12 protein-coding genes, 4 tRNA genes and 2 pseudogenes are annotated in these 16,579 nt (G+C 66.1%); 14 read left to right on the plus strand and 4 right to left on the minus strand.

What is annotated here, in order from left to right:
- Positions 1-235 precede the first annotated feature (235 nt).
- Positions 236-406, plus strand: a pseudogene (locus ACTIMF_RS17230) (IS3 family transposase); the annotation flags it as partial.
- A 56-nt stretch (positions 407-462) separates the two neighbouring features.
- A pseudogene (locus tag ACTIMF_RS17235) lies at positions 463-612 on the plus strand (transposase); the annotation flags it as partial.
- 69 nt (positions 613-681) lie between these two features.
- Here the strand turns inward: ACTIMF_RS17235 and ACTIMF_RS17240 are convergent.
- Complete coding sequence (locus ACTIMF_RS17240) at positions 682-1,107, minus strand: hypothetical protein (protein ID WP_442351510.1); 426 nt, start codon at positions 1,105-1,107, stop codon at positions 682-684.
- A gap of 324 nt (positions 1,108-1,431) precedes the next feature.
- Here ACTIMF_RS17240 and ACTIMF_RS17245 point away from each other — a divergent pair, with 324 nt between their 5' ends.
- From ACTIMF_RS17245 to ACTIMF_RS17265, 5 genes are all read left to right on the plus strand, one after another.
- Positions 1,432-1,860, plus strand: a complete 429-nt coding sequence (locus ACTIMF_RS17245) for an HD domain-containing protein (RefSeq protein WP_442351511.1) — start codon at positions 1,432-1,434, stop codon at positions 1,858-1,860.
- 166 nt (positions 1,861-2,026) lie between these two features.
- Complete coding sequence (locus ACTIMF_RS17250; RefSeq protein WP_442351512.1) at positions 2,027-3,613, plus strand: hypothetical protein; 1,587 nt, start codon at positions 2,027-2,029, stop codon at positions 3,611-3,613.
- 114 nt (positions 3,614-3,727) lie between these two features.
- Positions 3,728-4,675 carry an acyl-ACP desaturase gene (locus tag ACTIMF_RS17255; protein WP_442351513.1) on the plus strand — a complete coding sequence of 316 codons (948 nt, stop codon included), beginning with the start codon at positions 3,728-3,730 and terminating at the stop codon, positions 4,673-4,675.
- Positions 4,676-4,899: 224 nt separating this feature from the next.
- Positions 4,900-6,330 carry a WS/DGAT/MGAT family O-acyltransferase gene (locus ACTIMF_RS17260; RefSeq protein WP_442351514.1) on the plus strand — a complete coding sequence of 477 codons (1,431 nt, stop codon included), beginning with the start codon at positions 4,900-4,902 and terminating at the stop codon, positions 6,328-6,330.
- A gap of 1 nt (position 6,331) precedes the next feature.
- Positions 6,332-6,814 carry a DUF1877 family protein gene (locus ACTIMF_RS17265; protein WP_442351515.1) on the plus strand — a complete coding sequence of 161 codons (483 nt, stop codon included), beginning with the start codon at positions 6,332-6,334 and terminating at the stop codon, positions 6,812-6,814.
- Positions 6,815-6,986: 172 nt separating this feature from the next.
- Here the strand turns inward: ACTIMF_RS17265 and ACTIMF_RS17270 are convergent, their stop codons facing one another.
- Complete coding sequence (locus ACTIMF_RS17270) at positions 6,987-9,026, minus strand: NAD(+) synthase (RefSeq protein WP_442351516.1); 2,040 nt, start codon at positions 9,024-9,026, stop codon at positions 6,987-6,989.
- A 66-nt stretch (positions 9,027-9,092) separates the two neighbouring features.
- On the opposite strand from ACTIMF_RS17270, the gene ACTIMF_RS17275 reads away from it, so the two are divergent.
- Positions 9,093-9,635 carry a copper resistance CopC family protein gene (locus ACTIMF_RS17275; RefSeq protein WP_442351517.1) on the plus strand — a complete coding sequence of 181 codons (543 nt, stop codon included), beginning with the start codon at positions 9,093-9,095 and terminating at the stop codon, positions 9,633-9,635.
- A 7-nt stretch (positions 9,636-9,642) separates the two neighbouring features.
- Positions 9,643-10,545 (plus strand): CopD family protein, encoded by a 903-nt coding sequence (locus ACTIMF_RS17280; protein ID WP_442351518.1) that lies wholly within the window; start codon positions 9,643-9,645, stop codon positions 10,543-10,545.
- 170 nt (positions 10,546-10,715) lie between these two features.
- Here ACTIMF_RS17280 and ACTIMF_RS17285 read toward each other — a convergent pair whose 3' ends face one another.
- Positions 10,716-11,618, minus strand: coding sequence for an alpha/beta fold hydrolase (locus ACTIMF_RS17285; protein ID WP_442351519.1), 903 nt, complete (start codon positions 11,616-11,618; stop codon positions 10,716-10,718).
- 84 nt (positions 11,619-11,702) lie between these two features.
- Between ACTIMF_RS17285 and ACTIMF_RS17290 the strand changes: the two genes are divergently transcribed.
- Positions 11,703-12,638: an alpha/beta fold hydrolase gene (locus ACTIMF_RS17290; RefSeq protein ID WP_442351523.1), complete on the plus strand. Its 936-nt coding sequence runs from the start codon at positions 11,703-11,705 to the stop codon at positions 12,636-12,638.
- On the opposite strand, the gene ACTIMF_RS17295 is transcribed toward ACTIMF_RS17290, so the two are convergent.
- Entirely contained in the window at positions 12,627-15,692 is a 3,066-nt protein-coding gene (locus ACTIMF_RS17295; RefSeq protein ID WP_442351520.1) for an MMPL family transporter, read from the minus strand. The two genes, ACTIMF_RS17290 and ACTIMF_RS17295, sit on opposite strands and share 12 nt — an antisense overlap.
- Positions 15,693-15,858: 166 nt before the next feature.
- Between ACTIMF_RS17295 and ACTIMF_RS17300 the strand changes: the two genes are divergently transcribed.
- The 4 genes from ACTIMF_RS17300 (at position 15,859) to ACTIMF_RS17315 (ending at position 16,477) form a co-directional block, all read left to right on the plus strand.
- A tRNA-Lys gene (locus tag ACTIMF_RS17300) sits at positions 15,859-15,931 on the plus strand.
- A 205-nt stretch (positions 15,932-16,136) separates the two neighbouring features.
- Positions 16,137-16,209 (plus strand) — tRNA-Glu (locus ACTIMF_RS17305).
- Positions 16,210-16,296: 87 nt separating this feature from the next.
- A tRNA-Asp gene (locus ACTIMF_RS17310) sits at positions 16,297-16,370 on the plus strand.
- 33 nt (positions 16,371-16,403) lie between these two features.
- Positions 16,404-16,477, plus strand: a tRNA-Phe gene (locus tag ACTIMF_RS17315).
- Positions 16,478-16,579 lie beyond the last annotated feature (102 nt).

Consider the following 16,579-nt stretch of genomic DNA (forward strand, 5'->3'; position numbering starts at 1 on the left):
ATGTCAGACACCAGAATCCAAGACTCTTCGACCCCACGGAACCCGGGACACACCAAAGTCTCCGGACACGCCGGGGCGATTCAGAAAAACTTGACAGGCTCTCCTGGTGGGTGAGTTTGTTTGTGTAGGAACTTCCATTCTCACACTCCAGGGCCCGTCTACATGTTGTGGACACCTGCGAACTACGCGAACCTCACCCACGCACTCTCAGACCCGAAGAGCGTCTTAAGTGTCACAGTCCTGCTTAGCGCTGCTGCAGAAGAACGTCCTGGACCGCCGTCGATGGCGAACCCGAGAAGAGCTTCGAATCGCGATCATCACCTGGGTCGAGCGGACCTACCACCGACGCCGCCGACAGGCCCGCCTGGGCCGATTGACCCCCATCGAGAGTACGAGACCATCATGAACCCGACCGTCAGCCCGGTGGCCTAACCCCAGCTGACACCTACCCGTGCATCAGTCCCCGGCGTCTCGAACGGGCCCGTCGAAGCAATCAACGGCCGCCTCGAGCACCTGCGCGGGATCGCGCAGGGCTTCCGAAACCTCGAGCACTACATCTTGCGATCCCTACTGCACTCCGCCCAGCTCGCCGAACGCATCAACGCACTCTGAGAGACGAAGAGCCCCCCTGCCCGATCGCCCCTAGTAGGTCGACCGGGCAGCGCCGTCGGGCGGCTTCTCTCAGCTTGCGGGTGCCACGTTGTATGTGACGCGGTACTCGCCACCGACCTCGACTCCGACGACTCCGACGATGTGCTTCGCGTTTGTGTACGTTGCCGTCCGCATGGACGGATCGCCGCTCGGTGCGCTCTCCTCGGTGTAGCCGGCGTCCTTCAACTTCTGAACGGCTTCGTCGAACGATGTCGCGGTTGCTCCGACGACCTCCATGCCGACGGCATTGCTTGCCGGCGCGTCGTACGGCTTGTATTCCGAGCCGACTACGGGAACGTCGGTCGGAAACCCTTCGGGGAGTGCGGACGAGCCAGCATCCGTCTGCGATGACGAGTCGCTGCTCGTCGCGTCGCTGCTTGTGTCGTCACTGCATGCAGCGACAAAGGTCAGTGCACCAGTGGCCGCAACCACCGCAGCGAACTTCTTGAAACGCATATGGAACCCTCCAGTCAAATGGACGTTAATGAACGTAACGCATAAATAGCAGGCGGAAGCCTAGCATCACTCGAGTAAGAGTCCGGGGCATGGCGCATATCCACGACCGATGCAAGCATCACGCTTTACGTGATCGATGATGACGGTTCTTCGCTGTGGCCACTGGTTACGATCGCATCATGAACGTCGGGATTCCGGAGGCAACCGAGGCAGATCTGCTCGCACGGTTGGGGCCAGCCACACCGTCGCCACCATAATCGCCGCCACCTCAACGAGGTGCTCGCCGCTCTGACGCTGCTCCACGATGAGGGTCTCGTATTCGATGTGCGACCTGTCGTACTTGCTGCATGGTTCCACGACGCGGTTTACGAACCGCTCAGCTCGGATAACGAGCACGATTCCGCCGACCTCGCACGGCGTCTACTCGTGGAAGACTCGGACGTCGGCGAGGTGGCCCGGCTCGTCGAGCTAACGCTCACACACGACCCGACTCCCGACGACCGCAACGGGATCGCGTTGTCGGACGCGGACCTGCCTGTCCTCGGGTCCGCCCCCGCGCGGTACGACGAGTACGCGGCTGATGTCCGGGAGGAGTATCACCTCGTGCCCGACGAGGTGTTCCGTCCCGGACGTCGCAAGATCCTGACCGGATTCGTCGCTGCCGACGCACTGTTCCGCTCGCCGCAGGCACGCCGACGATGGGAGGCTCCGGCACGAGAGAATCTCGCACGGGAGATCGACGAGTTAGCCTGACCTCAATCGTTCCTCACGACGTCCGACTCAGACCCGATACCCCTTCTCGCCTAGAGGCGGTGTCCCGTCCGCTGCTCGAATGGCGCGAATGGTTCGTATGGGGCCTGATCATGCGAGGATCGATCTGAAGTGACCGTATCCTTGATCAGGTGGAGAGAGCCGATCCGTGCGTAAGAACCTTCTGGCCGCAGGTGGCGTCGCAGCAGCGGTGATCGTCGTACTGGCCGTGACTCTGTCAGGCGTCCTGACCCCGTCCAAAGACGGGACGGCCGTTCCGGACGAGGAGATGCTGGCGCTGCAGGGACTCGTGAAGGCATCGACGTCGCTGGCCGACGCTCCGGCCGTGAAATATAACGGCACCATCACCTCGACGCTCGAAGACGGCAGCGTGAGACTCAAGGTCAGCGATCTGACAGTGACGACCGCTGGCGATGTGCACGGAAACGTCAGTCAGGACGGCCACGGCAAGGCCGAGTGGTTGCAGATCGCCGGCAAGACCTTCGCCAAAGGCGACAAGGAGTTCTGGCGGGAGCGGACCGGTAAGAAGCAGCCGGCAGGGGTGTTCACCGAAGCGACGCCGACCGGTAGATGGGTGGCGATCGACCAGGCGGCCCTCGGAATCGACCTCCGCGATGCGTTGCGACCGGCTCGTCTCGGTGCGGTGCTGCGACAGCAGGACACCAGCCTCGGCAGTACCGAAGTGAAGGGCACTCCGCTCACGCGCGGCGGCGAGACGCCGGACCGTCGAGTGAACGACAGCGTCGACCCCGTCGGAGTGTCCGAGGTCGACGTCGAGGACGCGGACGGCGGGATCGAAGGAGAGCGCCGCTACCAGGCGAACGCGATGACCGTCGGTGTCGCCTCCGACGGTACCGCCGCGGCGCTTCGCGGCCCGCTCGGCAGGGGTTACGGCGGGGATTTGGCGAAGGTCGAGGCGGACCTGACGGTGGCCCCGCTCGACGTCGCCGCGATGCGAGAGTTCTACTCGAGCGCGAAGAGCCAGGTGCAAAACGGAAAGATCGGTTCCCGCGAGATCGTCGTCGCCGACCCCGACGGCGGACTCGACTGCGGCGGTGCGCGCTGCGTCGTCACCTACAATCTCGCGAACACGGCCCCGGGCCTGGACCGGGGGACTGTTGCGATCGCGCTGACGGCGTCGATGACCTCGAACGGCCGTGACATCGGCAAGTGCGACGCAACGGGATCGATGCCGGTGAACGGTCGCGGTCGGGTGAGTTGCTCGGTGCCGTTCTCACGGAATGCGGACGTCAACTCGTCCTCGCGCATGAACCTCACCGTGAACGGCGAGCTCGACCCGGCGCTGCTCGATGCCACGACCCAGACCGGGATCTCCGTGAGCGCGTCGTCTCAGGGCTGGGTAATGACCGCGCCCAAGGCGACCGAGGAGGCTCGGCGCTACAACCGGCAGACCGCCCTCGTGGCGTCCGGGTACGTGTACAAGGTCGGCGACTTCTCGTTCGACGGACGCGAGAAGGACGGCACGATGCTGTTGACGCACGGGCCCGGGTACGACGCCCATATCGGGGCGGACGGCGCGCTCGACCAGTCGTGGCCGGGCACCCAACAGATCCTGGCTCAGGCGCGCGACGCGCGGACGGCAGCGGGCGACAAACCGGTCCGCATGGTGTTCGCCGAAGCGCGGACCGCCGACGCGGTGCGCGGACTCCTCGCGACGAACAACGTTCAGAACGTCGAGGTCGTCGCCGTCCCGCTCTATGCAGACTCGGTTTAGCTGTGACTCGCGGTGTGATCGGATGACACATCCCATCGCAGAAGTTGCAACCCGAACTCAACTGTCCTATTGTGCGGTGGGTCACAGGCCTACTATTCCAGGAGGCATCAGCCCGTGCCCGACCTCACTCAAGTCCAACTCCTCACCGAACTGGAGCCGGCCGCCGAAGCTGAACTGAACCGGCACCTGTCGCTCTCGCGAGACTGGCATCCGCACGATTACGTGCCGTGGGACGAGGGCCGCAACTTCGCAGCGATGGGCGGTGACGACTGGGATCCCGAACAGTCCCAGCTCAGCCCGGTCGCCAAGGCTGCGATGACTCTTAACCTCCTGACCGAGGACAACCTCCCGTCGTACCACCGTGAGATCACCGAGTACTTCTCGCCGGACGGCGCGTGGGGTCACTGGGTCGGACGGTGGACCGCGGAGGAGAACCGCCACGGCATCGTGATGCGTGACTACCTCGTAGTCACGCGCGGCGTGGACCCTGTGGCTCTCGAGAACGACCGTATGGCCAACATGACCAAGGGCGCGCACTCGGACGACCTGAACGGCCTGCTCCGCGGCGTCGCGTATGTCGCCGTCCAGGAACTCGGCACCCGCGTCAGCCACAAGAACACCGGCAAGGCGTGCAACGACCCCGTCGCCGACCGGATGCTGCAGCGCATCGCGGCCGACGAGAACCTGCACATGATCTTTTACCGCAACATCTGTGCTGCCGCGCTCGACCTCGCGCCCGACCAGGCGATGGAAGCCATCACCGGCGTCGTCACCAACTTCGACATGCCGGGCATCGGCATGCCGAACTTCCGCCGGATGAGCCTGATGATGGCCAAGCACGGGATCTACGACATCCGCCAGCACCTCGACGACGTCGTGTGGCCGGTGATGCGCAAGTGGAAGATCTTCGAGCGCACCGACTTCACCGCACGAGGCGAGCAGGCCCGTGAGGAACTCGCCGCCTACCTCGAGAAGACCGAGGTCGACGCCAAGCGTTTCGAAGAGCAGCGCGACCGTTTTCTGGCCCGCGAAGCCGCCAAGAAGGAGACGGCCAGCGCCTGACGCAGGCCTCCGCTTAACCGTGTCGACGCGCCCCCACCTGTCGGTGGGGGCGCGTCGCGTTTCGCAGTCCGTGACCGCCGCTCGCAGTGCCGGCGCGCGGGTCTATTCTGAGGGTGGTGGTGGCTGGGGTCTCGACTCCGCTCGACCAGCGGGAAGGGCTCGACCAGCGGGAAAGGCTCGACCAGCGGCGGCTGGCAAGACGCACGACGACAGAGGTTTGTGGCATGGAGAGACTGAGCGGGCTCGACGCCTCATTCCTGTATTTGGAGACGCCGTCCCAGGTGATGAACGTCGCCGCGATCGTCCAACTCGATCCGTCCACCGTGCCGGGCGGATACACGTTCGCCACGATGCGCAACGAGATGGCTCGTCGTGTCACCGCACTTCCGTCGCTTCGTCGCAGGCTCGCCGATTCGCTCACCAACGTCGATCACCCCGTCTGGATCGAGGACGACGACTTTCGCATCGAGCGGCACGTCCACAGGATCGCGGTGCCGTCGCCGGGCCGGGTCGACGAGCTCGCGCAGACGTGCGGCCACTTGATCGGTCAAGTGCTCGACCGCAAGAAGCCGCTGTGGGACCTGTGGATCCTCGAAGGCATGGAGGACGGCAAGATCGCCCTGATGTTCCGCATGCACCACGCATGTGTCGACGGCGCGACGGTCGCCGACCTGCTCGGCGAGCTCGTCACCGCGACACCCGAGCCGCCCGAACTCGATCCCGACCGCGTGGCGGCGAGTGCCGGGTCCGCGTCGCGCCGAGACCTCGCGCTCGGCGGTGCGATCAACGTCTTCCTCCAACGCCCGGTGGCCGCTCTCAAACTCATCCCGAAGACGGTGCCTGTCCCGTTCGAATGGTTCCGCCGCGTCCGTAGCGGTCAGGGCATGCCCGCACCGTTCCTCGCCCCGCAGACCAGGTTCAACGCGCCGCTCTCCGCGCGGCGCTCCATCGCGATGACCCAACTCCCACTCGCCGACGTGAAACGCGTGAAAGAGCATTTCGGCGTCAAGGTGAACGACGTCGTCCTCGCGATGGCGGGCGGAGCGCTCCGCGAATACCTCGAAGCCCACGACGAACTGCCCGACGATCCGCTCGTCGGACTCGTGCCGGTGTCCGTGCGCGGCGCCGACGACAAGGATCTCGTCGAGTCCGGCACCAACAAGGTGAACGGCATGTTCACTCGACTTCCGTCGAATGTCGCCGACCCCGTCGAACGGATCCGCGTGGCACGCGAGTACGCGAGCCTCTCGAAGGAACACTTCCGCGAGATCGACGACAACATGCTGCGGTCATACGCCGAATTCGCGCCCGGTAACTCGATGGCCCTCCTCATGCGCCTATACGGCGATCGGCGAGTCGCCGCCCTGCACCCGCCGATCTTCAACGCGATCGTCTCCAACGTCGCCGGCCCGTCGGCCGAGATGTTCCTGCTGGGTGGCCGCGTCGAATCGGTGTATCCGCTCGCCCCGATCTTCCACGGACTCGGCCTCAACATGACCGTGTTCTCGGCGGGGACGGAACTCAACGTCGGATTGTTGACCTGCACCGATCTCGCGAACGACATCTCGGCGATGGCGCGCGCCTTCCACGACCAGCTCGCGCTGCTGATCGATGCAGTCGACCGTGGCGAGACGCTCGACGAGTCGGAGGTCTGAGGTGGGGGTACTCGCCGTCTATGCGGGCGTGCCCGTCGGTCTCGCCGACCGGCTGGGCGACGTCGACCCCGACGATGCGGTCAGCTATGTCGACAGCGTGCTGGCCGCCGGGGCGCCATCCGCCGACATCGACACCGCGTGGGATGGTCTGCACTTTCTCCTAACAGGAGCCCTTGCCGCTGAGCCGATCGAGGATGATCCGCTCAGTGAAGCCGTCGTCGGCGTCTACGCTTTCGAAAGCGACGAACTCGTCGGAGTGACCCCGCACGACGACCTGTCGCGGATCATCGCCGCACTTGAAGCAGTCGACATTGACGCGCTCGTGGGGGACGCCGACTTCGCTGCGTTCACCGACGCCGACGTGTACCCGGACGACTGGACCGACCGCCCCGCCGAACGGTTGCGCGCCGCGTTCGCAGACGTGGCGAACATTCACCGCCTGTGCCAGGCCGACGGTCTGGACCTGCTGATCTCGATTTACTGAGGGTCTCGACTTCGCTCGACCAGCGGTTGTTGCTCGGGCGGCCGGTTGTTGATCGGGCGGCCGGGGCACGAGGAATCCGGCCCCCTCCGTTGGTCGAGCGGAGTCGAGACCGCAACGTGCGCAAGGGAATCTCGACTTCGCTCGATCAGCGAGGATCAGCGAGGATCAGCGATCAGGCGTCGCCGTGGAGCTCCTGGAGCCAGGCGGTCGACGGGGCATCCGACGGGGAGCGCCAGTCGCCGCGCGGGGAGAGGGAGCCGCCGGAGCCGATCTTCGGTCCGTTGGGCATCGCCGTCCGTTTGAACTGGTTGGCCATGAACCGCTTCAAGAACACTTCGAGCCATTTGGCGATGGTCGCGTCGTCGTACTCGTTGCGTTGTGCCTCGCTCAGCATGTCCGACCACGGTCCGCGGGTCTTGTCGCCCCACGCCTGACGCGCTAGGTAAGCGACCTTCGACGGCCGGTAGCCGAAACGGGTCAGGTGGTAGAGGAAGAAGTCGTGTAGTTCGTACGGTCCGACAGTGTCCTCGGTGCTCTGCACGTTTCCGTCCGCGTCGGCGGGCACGAGTTCGGGTGAGATGACGTCGTCGACGATCTCGCGCAGTGCGCCGACCGTCGCATCCGGGTAGCCGCCGGTCGCGATCTTCCACCGGATCAGATGCTGGATCAGCGTCTTCGGGACAGAGCCGTTCACGTTGTAGTGAGACATCTGATCGCCGACCCCGTACGTGCACCAGCCGAGCGCGAGCTCGGACAGGTCGCCGGTCCCGAGCACGATGCCGCCCAAATAGTTCGCCAGCCGGAACAGGTGCGAGGTCCGTTCGCCTGCTTGCACGTTCTCGAAGGTGACGTCGTAGACGGGCTCGCCGTCGGAGAACGGGTGCCCGAGATCGGTGAGCATCTGGATGCACGACGGCCGGATGTCCAGCTCGTTTCCGGTGACGCCGAGCGAGTCCATCAGGACGTGGCTACGGGCGAGCGTCGCGTCGCCCGTCGCGAACCCGGGCATCGTGTACGCGTGGATGTCCGAGCGAGGGAGCCCGAGCAGGTCGAAGGCTGCTGCGGCGACGAGCAGCGCGAGCGTCGAGTCGAGCCCTCCGGAGACGCCGATGACGACCTTGCCGATGCCGGTCGCGTTCAACCGTCCAACCAGACCCTGCACCTGGATGTCGAGGACTTCACGGCACCGCTCGTCGCGATCGGCGACGCCGGTCGGAACGAACGGGAACCGCGCGACGGTGCGTCGTAGATCGGTCGCGGCCCCCGTGGACTCGAGGTCGGCAGGGTCCAGCTCGAACGGGATGCGGCGAAGCTCGCGCGCGTGGTCGGCGAAGTCGCCGACCTGGTCGCGCAGGCTGATCATGCGGGACCGTTCTTGCCGGATCCGATCGAGGTCGACGTCGGCCACGACGAGTTGCGCGTCCGTCTGAAATGTCTCCGATCGGGCCAAGATCGCGCCGTTCTCGGCGATCAATGCGTCGCCGTCCCACGCCAGATCGGTGGTCGACTCCCCGAACCCTGACGCCACGTACAGGTGGGCGGCGACGTTGCGCGCCGAGTGGTTGGCGGCGAGCGAGCGTCGGTACTCCTCCTTCCCGACGGTCACCGGGCTGCCGGACAGGTTGACGAGCAGAGTCGCGCCGGCGAGTGCGGCCCATGTGCTCGGCGGGATCGGCACCCAGCCGTCCTCGCACACCTCGGTGTGGAAGCGCAGACCGGGCAGGTCGACCGCCTCGAAGACGAGGTCGGCGCCGAACGGGACCTCATGGTCGCCGAGGGGGACTGTGTCGACGACGGCGTCGCGGGCCGCCGCGAAGTACCGCTGCTCGTAGAACTCGCGGTAGTTCGGCAGGTACGACTTCGGGGCCACGCCGAGCACCTGGCCGTCGTGGATGACGACCGCGCAGTTGTACAGGGCGTCGTCGATGCGCAGCGGGGCGCCGACGAGGACCACCGGCGAGTACCGCCGGGTGGCCGCGACGACCTCCATCAACGCGTCCATCACAGCGTCCAGCAGTGCGTCCTGCTGGACGAGGTCGTCGACGCTATACCCGCACAGCCCGAGTTCGGGGAACGCCACGAGGGCGACACCCTCCTCGTGCGCGCGCGCCACGAGAGCGACGGTGCGCGCCGCGTTCTCCGCGGGATCGGCGAGGGCGACAGGGGGGACGGCGGCCGCGATGCGGGCGAAACCGTGTGAGTAGACCGACACACGTACAGGATAGTGGCCGTGCAACGATGGACTCATCTCCAATCATTTCCAGTCAGGGGTGTTGTGATGTTCCGGTTGTTCACGAAGTCGACGGCCATCGCCGTCATAGTCGCTGTCGTCGCGCTGCTCGGCGGGTTCTTCGCGGGCCCGGCGTCGGCTCATTCGGCGCGGACCGGAGCCTCACCCGAAGACGGCGCGTCGCTGGACACCGCACCCGACCGAGTGACGTTGACGTTCAATGAAGACCTGCAGAAGGCGTACGCGACCCTCAAGATCGTCGGGCCCGACGACCACTTCTGGCAGAAGGGCGAGCCGACCATCGACGGTCGCGACATCTGGGTTCCGATCGACGGACTCGGCCCCGAAGGGGAGTACAAGGTCAACTATCGGGTGACCTCAGCCGACGGGCACCCCGTCCAAGGTCAGACGACCTTCACCCTCACCAAGGCAGGCGCGGGCACGCCCGGGGCGGCCGTGCCCGCGGACTACGAGTCTCCGTCGGAGAGCGAGGGCGGCGTGAAGGCTTGGTACATCATTGTTCCGGTCGTCGTGGTGGTCCTGGTGGTCGGTGCGGGCATTGCGTTCGTCGTGGTACGTCGCCGCAGTTGATTCCTCGATGACCCGTCGTCGCGCCACCGTCGCCGCAGCGGCGGCGATCGCCGTCGTCGTTGGCGTGGCGCTCGCCTGGTTCATCGCAAGGCCTGACGGCCCGGAGCCGTCCGCCTGGGCCGACGGACTGTCGATCGCTGCCGTCAGCCTGCTGTTCGGGCTCGGCATGCTCGGCCTCGTGGACGCCGAGCCCTCACCGGACGCGGTCGCCGTTGTCGCCGCGGTCTGGGGAGCGACGTCCCTCGTCGCCGCATGGATGCAAGTGGCGCAACGCGTCGGCGTCAGTGCTTTCGACGTCGGAGTCGGTGACTTCACCACCGGCGTCGAATCCGGACTCCCGATCGTCGTCTGCGTGCTCGGATCCCTCTCTGTCCTCGCCTGGGCATGGTGGACGTCGCGCGGAACCGCGCCGATCAACGCGTATGTGGTCGCCGCGATCGCGGCCGTCGGCATCCTCGTCACCTCTGTCACCGGGCACGCAGGTCAGTCGTCGTGGGTGCCGCTCGTCGTCGGTGCGCACGCGCTCGCCGCAGCCTGGTGGGTCGGATCCCTCGGGGCCCTGGTCCTCACCGTCCGCGGACGCGGTGGATGGGCGCGATCGTTGCCGGCGTTCTCCGAACGCGCGCTACCGGTCGTCGTCGTGCTCACCATCACCGGACTCATCGCCGCTGTCGCGCGGATCGGGGTGGGCGCGGGGTGGTGGGACACCGGTTACGGTCGAATCCTCGTCGCCAAACTCGTCCTGCTCGTCGCCGCGGCGGCACTTGCCCGCCGACATCGGATCGTGTGGCTCGCGAAAGCCCGTCGCCACGGGATCGACGAGACGACGTCGATCCGCAACGCCGGGATCGAGGTCGCTCTGCTGTCGGTGGTGCTCGGGTTGGCCGCGGCGCTGGCGACGACGGGGTAGGGGGTCTCGACTCCGCTCGACCAGCAGTGGGGCGGTGCTATCTGTTGATCGAGCGGAGTCGAGATCTCGAGCGGTGGTGGGGGTCTCGACTTCGCTCGACCGGCGGCAGCAGGGGAGCTCGACCAGCAGCAGGGGAGCTCGACCAGCGGTAAGGGGGCTCGACCAGCGAGTCAGTCCCAGGACGCGAGCAGGGTGTCGATGATCTCGAGTGACCAGTTCAGGCCACTCAGGTGGCTCTGACCGGGCAGCGTGTGCAGGGTGGCGTCGGGGAGCAGGGAGACCATGTGGACGCCGTGTTCGTACGGGACGATGTTGTCGGCGTCGCCGTGCCACCACTCGATCTTGGCCTGGACGTCGCTGATGCGGAAACCCCAGTCGCGGACGAACAATTGGAGATCGGCGAACGGCGCGTCCATACGGCGACTCCCGCCGTGCAGGAGATCGTCCAGGAACATCGCGCGGAACTCGGGCCGCGCCAACAGTTCACGGTCGGCCTCGGGGGAGAAGCGCGCGTACAAGCCGATCGCCGGATCGGCGATCGGTCGCGCCACGGACAGGGCCGTGCTCAACGCCTTGCCTATCGGTTTGCCTGCGACGTCGATCAGCCCGACGGCGTGCTTGGCCAACGACATGGCTCCGCCGTCGACAGCCTCCGATCCGTTCACTGGAGCGACGCCGCCGACGATCCCGGTCGATACGACGCGGTCGGGGAGCGCATGGGAGACGGCGAGCGTGTACGGTCCGCCGCCGGACAATCCGATCACCGAGAACCGGTCGATGCCCAACGTGTTCAACACGGTCTGGAAGTCGTGCGCGAAGTCGGCGATCGACGAGTACGAGTGCGCCGTCGACGAGCCGACGCCCGGGCGGTCGAGGCCGATCAGGCGGAATCCCCGGGTCTCCGCGTATTCGCGTGCCTCCGTGGGGATCTGGCGGCGAGCGCCGGGCGTGCCGTGGAGCCACACGATTGTCGGTCCGTCGGGGGATCCGAACTCGGAGAATCCGATGCGTCGACGGCGTTTGTCGCCGACAGCGATCGAGCCTTCGAGTTTGGGGCGGTCGATAGGGATCACGACGGCACAGTATGTCAGATCACGCCGGGATTGATACGGATTCACAGAAACGTCCAAGGTGGCAGGTGTAGTTTCTTCTCCATGATCGAACGCAGTGCGCAGACCACCGACGGCACCAGCGCCCGCTTCTGGGATGCCACCGTCAACGGTCTCGGAACCGCGCAGCGGGCGGTGCGCCACACGGTGAAGCCGTACCCGGTCCGCGACCTTCCCGACGGCCGGAGACTCGAACTCCCCGGCCGCGGCACCACGTACATCACCGAATCCGGGCCTGCCGACGCGCCGACCGTATTCTTGCTTCACGGAGTCAGCACGTCGGGGATCCTCTGCTGGTATCCGTCGATTCCCGCGCTCAACAAAGACTTCCATGTCGTCACCATCGACCACAGGTGGCACGGGCGTGGCATCCGCTCCGCCGAGTTCTCCCTGGACGACTGTGCCGACGATGTCGTCGCGGTTGCCGACCAGCTCGGCATCGACCGATTCACCGTCGCAGGCTTCTCGATGGGCGGCGGCATCGCTCAGCTCGCCTGGCAGCGTCATCATGACCGCGTCGGCGGCCTCGTCTTGTGCTCGACGGGGCCGTTCTTCTCGAGCATCGATCCGGACCGGCTCGCCGCCGAAGAACGGCTCGGGAAGGCGCTCAAGGTGGTCGACAAGATCCTTCCGGCACCCGCCGACGAACGACTCGACGCCTGGCAGGGCAATCACATTCGGTGGGCGTTCGCGCAGATGACCTCCACTAACCTGGGTCACCAAGGCGAGTTCGCCGCCGCGATGTCGCGGTTCGATTCGCGGCCATGGCTGTCCGAGATCGACGTTCCGACAGCCGTTGTGGTGTCCACGCGAGACAAGATCGTCCAGCCCGAAAGACAGCAACTGCTCGTCGACGGGATCCCCGGCGCACGCCGGTTCGAGGTCGACGGTGGCCACGCCTGCTGCGTGCTTGGAGCCGAAGACTTCATACCGCCGCTCGTCGAAGCCGTCGGAGCTGTGGCCGGAGTCGAGTCAGCGCGCTGACGACGCGCGAGCACTCCTGCTTGGCCACCACATCGCGTCGCCGAGCAGAACCATCGTCGCAGGTACGAGAAACGATCGGACCACCAGGATGTCCAACAGCAGGCCGAGCCCGATCGTGAAACCGATCTGGACCAGGTTGAGTGTCGTTCCGCTCATCAGCGCGAACATGGTGATCGCGAAGACGACGCCTGCGGTCGTGATGACGCTTCCCGTGCTGCCGAAGCCGCGGATCATTCCGGACATCATTCCGCGCCCGGCCGACTCCTCTCGGATCCGGGACGCGAACAGCATGCTGTAGTCGGCGCCCACAGCGATCAACGCCATGAACGACACCGGCGCGACCGACCAGTCGAGCGGAATCCCGATGATGTGTTGCCACACGAGGGTGCTCAGCCCGAGCACCGCGGCGAACGAGAGGACCACGGTCACCACCAGCACAAGCGGTGCGACGATGCTCCGAAGCAGGAACGCGAGAACCACCGTCACCGCGACGATCGCGACCAGCCCGAAGACGAGCAGGTCCCGGACCAGTTGGTCGTCCATGTCGGCGGACAGCGAAGCGAGACCGGTGTTCGTGACCTCGGCGTCTTTCAACCCTGTCTCGGCGAGCGCGGCCTTCGCGGCGGGCGCGAGGTCGCGAACCCGGTCGAGCGCCTCTGGCCCGTACGGGTTGACACCCCACGTCACCATCATTCGCGCGGTGGTGCCGTCCGGCGAGATCAGCAGTCGGGCGCCTTCGACGAATCGCGGATTCTCCATGGCCTCGGGCGGAAGGTAGAAGCCGCGCCCGGCGCCCGACGACGTCGCCGCACTCATGTCCGAGAGATAGTCGGTCGCCAGGCGCAGGCCGTCGTGCAGGTCGTCTGTCAGAGTCGTCAGCTGCTCGGTGCCGTCCCGTACCTGATGGAGGCCGTCGGACAGTCGTGTCATTCCGGTCGAGAGCTCGCCGACGCCTGCCTTCAACCGTGCGAGGTCGGAGCGGATCTCGTCGGGGGAGCGTCCGTCGAGCTGTCCGAGCAGGGTCTGCAGTGATCCGAGCAGTTCCCTCAGCGGAGCAATGGAGGTTTCTACTCGCCGCGACGCCTGCGCCGGCACGCCTGCCGCGTCGCGGAGACCGTTGAGCGTACGGCGGGCCTTGCCTCCAGTCGCCTTGTTCAACTGGTCGAACGCGGCACGCGCCGTTGCACATGCCGGGTCGGTCGAACACGATGCGGGACTGCGCGACTGCAGGAGCGGACCGAAAAGCTCGTCGAAGCCGTCGAGGGCCGGCTGCGCCGCGTCGGCGGCCTCGCGTAGGTCACGGACGACGGGTGCGACCCGGTCGAGTCCGGTTCGCAGCTCGCCGGCTGCGCCCGCGAGATCGGACTTCCCTCCCGTCGCGGCGTCGACGAAACGTTCCGCCGACTCCATCGAGTCGAGGACCCCGGTCGCCATCGACACCACCTGATCGGTGCCGTCGACCAGCTCCGGCATACGCGCGGACGCCTGATCGGCTCCGTCGGTCAGCTCGCCGACGCCCGAGGCGAGTCGCTGCAGGTCCGGGCGTGCGTCGCCGAGCTGCTTCGACGCGTCGCCGAGCTGGTCGCCGACCTGGCCCGGCACGTAGCCCGCGGCCGACTCGGTGAGCGGCTTCCCGTCCGGTCGAGTGATCGATCGGACGGTGCGGACACCGTCGACGCGGGAGACGGCGTCGGCCGCCAGTTCGAGAGCCGCGAGATCGGCCGTGTTACGGAGGTCGTGATCGGATCGGATCAGCAGGTACTCGGGTGCGATCGCGTTGGCCCCGAAATGCTTGTACACGGCGTCATAGCCGCGGGTCGACTCGTTCGCGTGCACGAACATCGACGATTCGTCCCAGTTCCGTTGATGGGTGAACAGGATGGCTGCACACGAAAGCAGCAGTAGCAGCGATACGGCGGCGTACGCGCCTGCGTGGCGGATGATGCGTGCGCCGCGTCGACGCCACCGCTTCTCCGACGACGGACCGGGTTCGGCCAGGCCGCGTCGTCCCGCGAGCGACAGCAGAGCCGGCGGCAGCGTCAGTGCCACGGCCAGTGCGATGAGCACGGCGATCGCGGTCGGTGGACCGGCGGTCCGGAACATGCCGATCGAGGTGAAGGCCATCGAGGTGCAGGCCGCCGCGATCGTCAGCGCCGACGCCACCAGAATCGGGGCGGTGCGACCGCTCGCAGACGCCACCGCGTCGCCGACGGGCAGGCCTTGACGTCTGGCCTCCTGATAGGACGACAGAGTGAAGATCGCATAATCGGTCACCGCGCCCAGGACTAGAGCGGTCATGATCGCGATCGTGAAGTTCGAGACGGGCAGCCACTCGTGGCCGCCGAGGAACGAGATCACCGGGCGCGCCACGGCGAGACCGATGCCCAAGCTGATGAGCGGGACGGCCGCGGTCGCGAACCGTCGGTAGACGGCGAACAGGATCAGCGTGATCAGCCCGATCGAGACCAGTGTGATGATCAGCAGCGACACGTCGATCGCGGTGAACAGGTCGGCGAGCGTCGCGGTGGGGCCCGTGTAGTAGGTCTGCAGGTCGGCGGGCTTGCCCGCCTCGTCGATTTCGGCTCGAATGCCCTGTGTCGCATGGTGTGCCCGCGTGGAGCCGACGGATCCTTCGGCCGCGACGAGCAAGGTCAGCGCCTTGCCGTCCGGGCTCGCCGCCGCCTCGCGCGTGATCGGGTGCCCAGCGAAGTCGAGCACGTAGGCGACGTCCTCGCTGTCGAGGAGACTGGTGACGAGCCGTTTGTAATACGCCTCGTCGGCGGAGCTGATGCCGTCGTCGTTGATCAGGACGACGCTGCTGACGGCGTTTGATACCGGCGCGTCGAAGTCGCGCGACATCTCCTCGAGGTACTGGTTGGCCGGCAGTGATTGTGGGAGGAAGTCGGCCGAGGTCTGCGAGACGGTGGTCTCGAGCTGGGGGATCGTCACGTTCAGCGCTGCGGCGAGGACGATCCAGAAACCGAGGACGAGCCACGCGTGGCGGTGGGCGAAAGCACCGACTCGGGTGAACGCGCGACTGGAACCGTGGGCCATCGGATCTCCTCAGGTGAGTCGGCCGGCTGTGCCGAGATAAGTGAAACCGTAAGTCACATAGAATGAATGGTCTACAGTGTCTCTGATCACAATGGGTACGGAGCTCGGGGCATTTTCGAGGTGCGCAGGCCGGTATGTAAGGTAGAACCGCTGCGTTGAGCGGCATGCCCCTATAGCTCAGTTGGTAGAGCTACGGACTTTTAATCCGCAGGTCGTAGGTTCGAGCCCTACTGGGGGCACTGGGGGAGCTCCCGTCGGCGTCAGCCACGGGGGCTCTTGTCGGTTGGTGGGGTCTGGTCGATCGATGGGATCGGCAGCAACGACGAGGCGTGCGGACGTGCGCTGGTGCTCCACGGGCACGAAATGGTGTCCGAACTGGCGATTTGTGTTTTGCGAACCGCGTGCCATAAAGTTGTCCTCGCTCCCAGCGGGAACACAACACCGGCCCCCTTCGTCTAGCGGCCTAGGACGCCGCCCTTTCAAGGCGGTAGCGCGGGTTCGAATCCCGTAGGGGGTACGCAGATCGATTCACATCGAGAAGCTCCACCACCTGATTCGGTGAACGGGAGCTGATCGGCTAAGGTCGAAACGCACAAATGAATATGGCCCTGTGGCGCAGTTGGTTAGCGCGCCGCCCTGTCACGGCGGAGGTCGCGGGTTCGAGTCCCGTCAGGGTCGCTTGAGGTTCGGTTTCGGTACCGACACTTCTCTGGCCAGGTAGCTCAGTTGGTACGAGCGTCCGCCTGAAAAGCGGAAGGTCGTCGGTTCGATCCCGACTCTGGCCACGTCGACACCCCCACTCACACGTGAGTGGGGGTTCTTCGTTTGCCTGGCCCTTCAATAACAACCGCTCACTTCGACGTCGTTCGCTCACCGCCGGCGATGAG

Source organism: Gordonia sp. (in: high G+C Gram-positive bacteria) (genome assembly GCF_052106715.1).
GTDB lineage: Bacteria > Actinomycetota > Actinomycetes > Mycobacteriales > Mycobacteriaceae > Gordonia.

What these genes read in the sequence shown, in the direction of transcription:
- ACTIMF_RS17240 (WP_442351510.1), bottom strand. Translation starts at nt 1,107, where the DNA reads ATGCGTTTCAAGAAGTTCGCTGCGGTGGTTGCGGCCACTGGTGCACTG.
- ACTIMF_RS17260 (WP_442351514.1), top strand. Translation starts at nt 4,900, where the DNA reads ATGGAGAGACTGAGCGGGCTCGACGCCTCATTCCTGTATTTGGAGACG.
- ACTIMF_RS17275 (WP_442351517.1), top strand. Translation starts at nt 9,093, where the DNA reads ATGTTCCGGTTGTTCACGAAGTCGACGGCCATCGCCGTCATAGTCGCT.
- ACTIMF_RS17280 (WP_442351518.1), top strand. Translation starts at nt 9,643, where the DNA reads ATGACCCGTCGTCGCGCCACCGTCGCCGCAGCGGCGGCGATCGCCGTC.
- ACTIMF_RS17295 (WP_442351520.1), bottom strand. Translation starts at nt 15,692, where the DNA reads ATGGCCCACGGTTCCAGTCGCGCGTTCACCCGAGTCGGTGCTTTCGCC.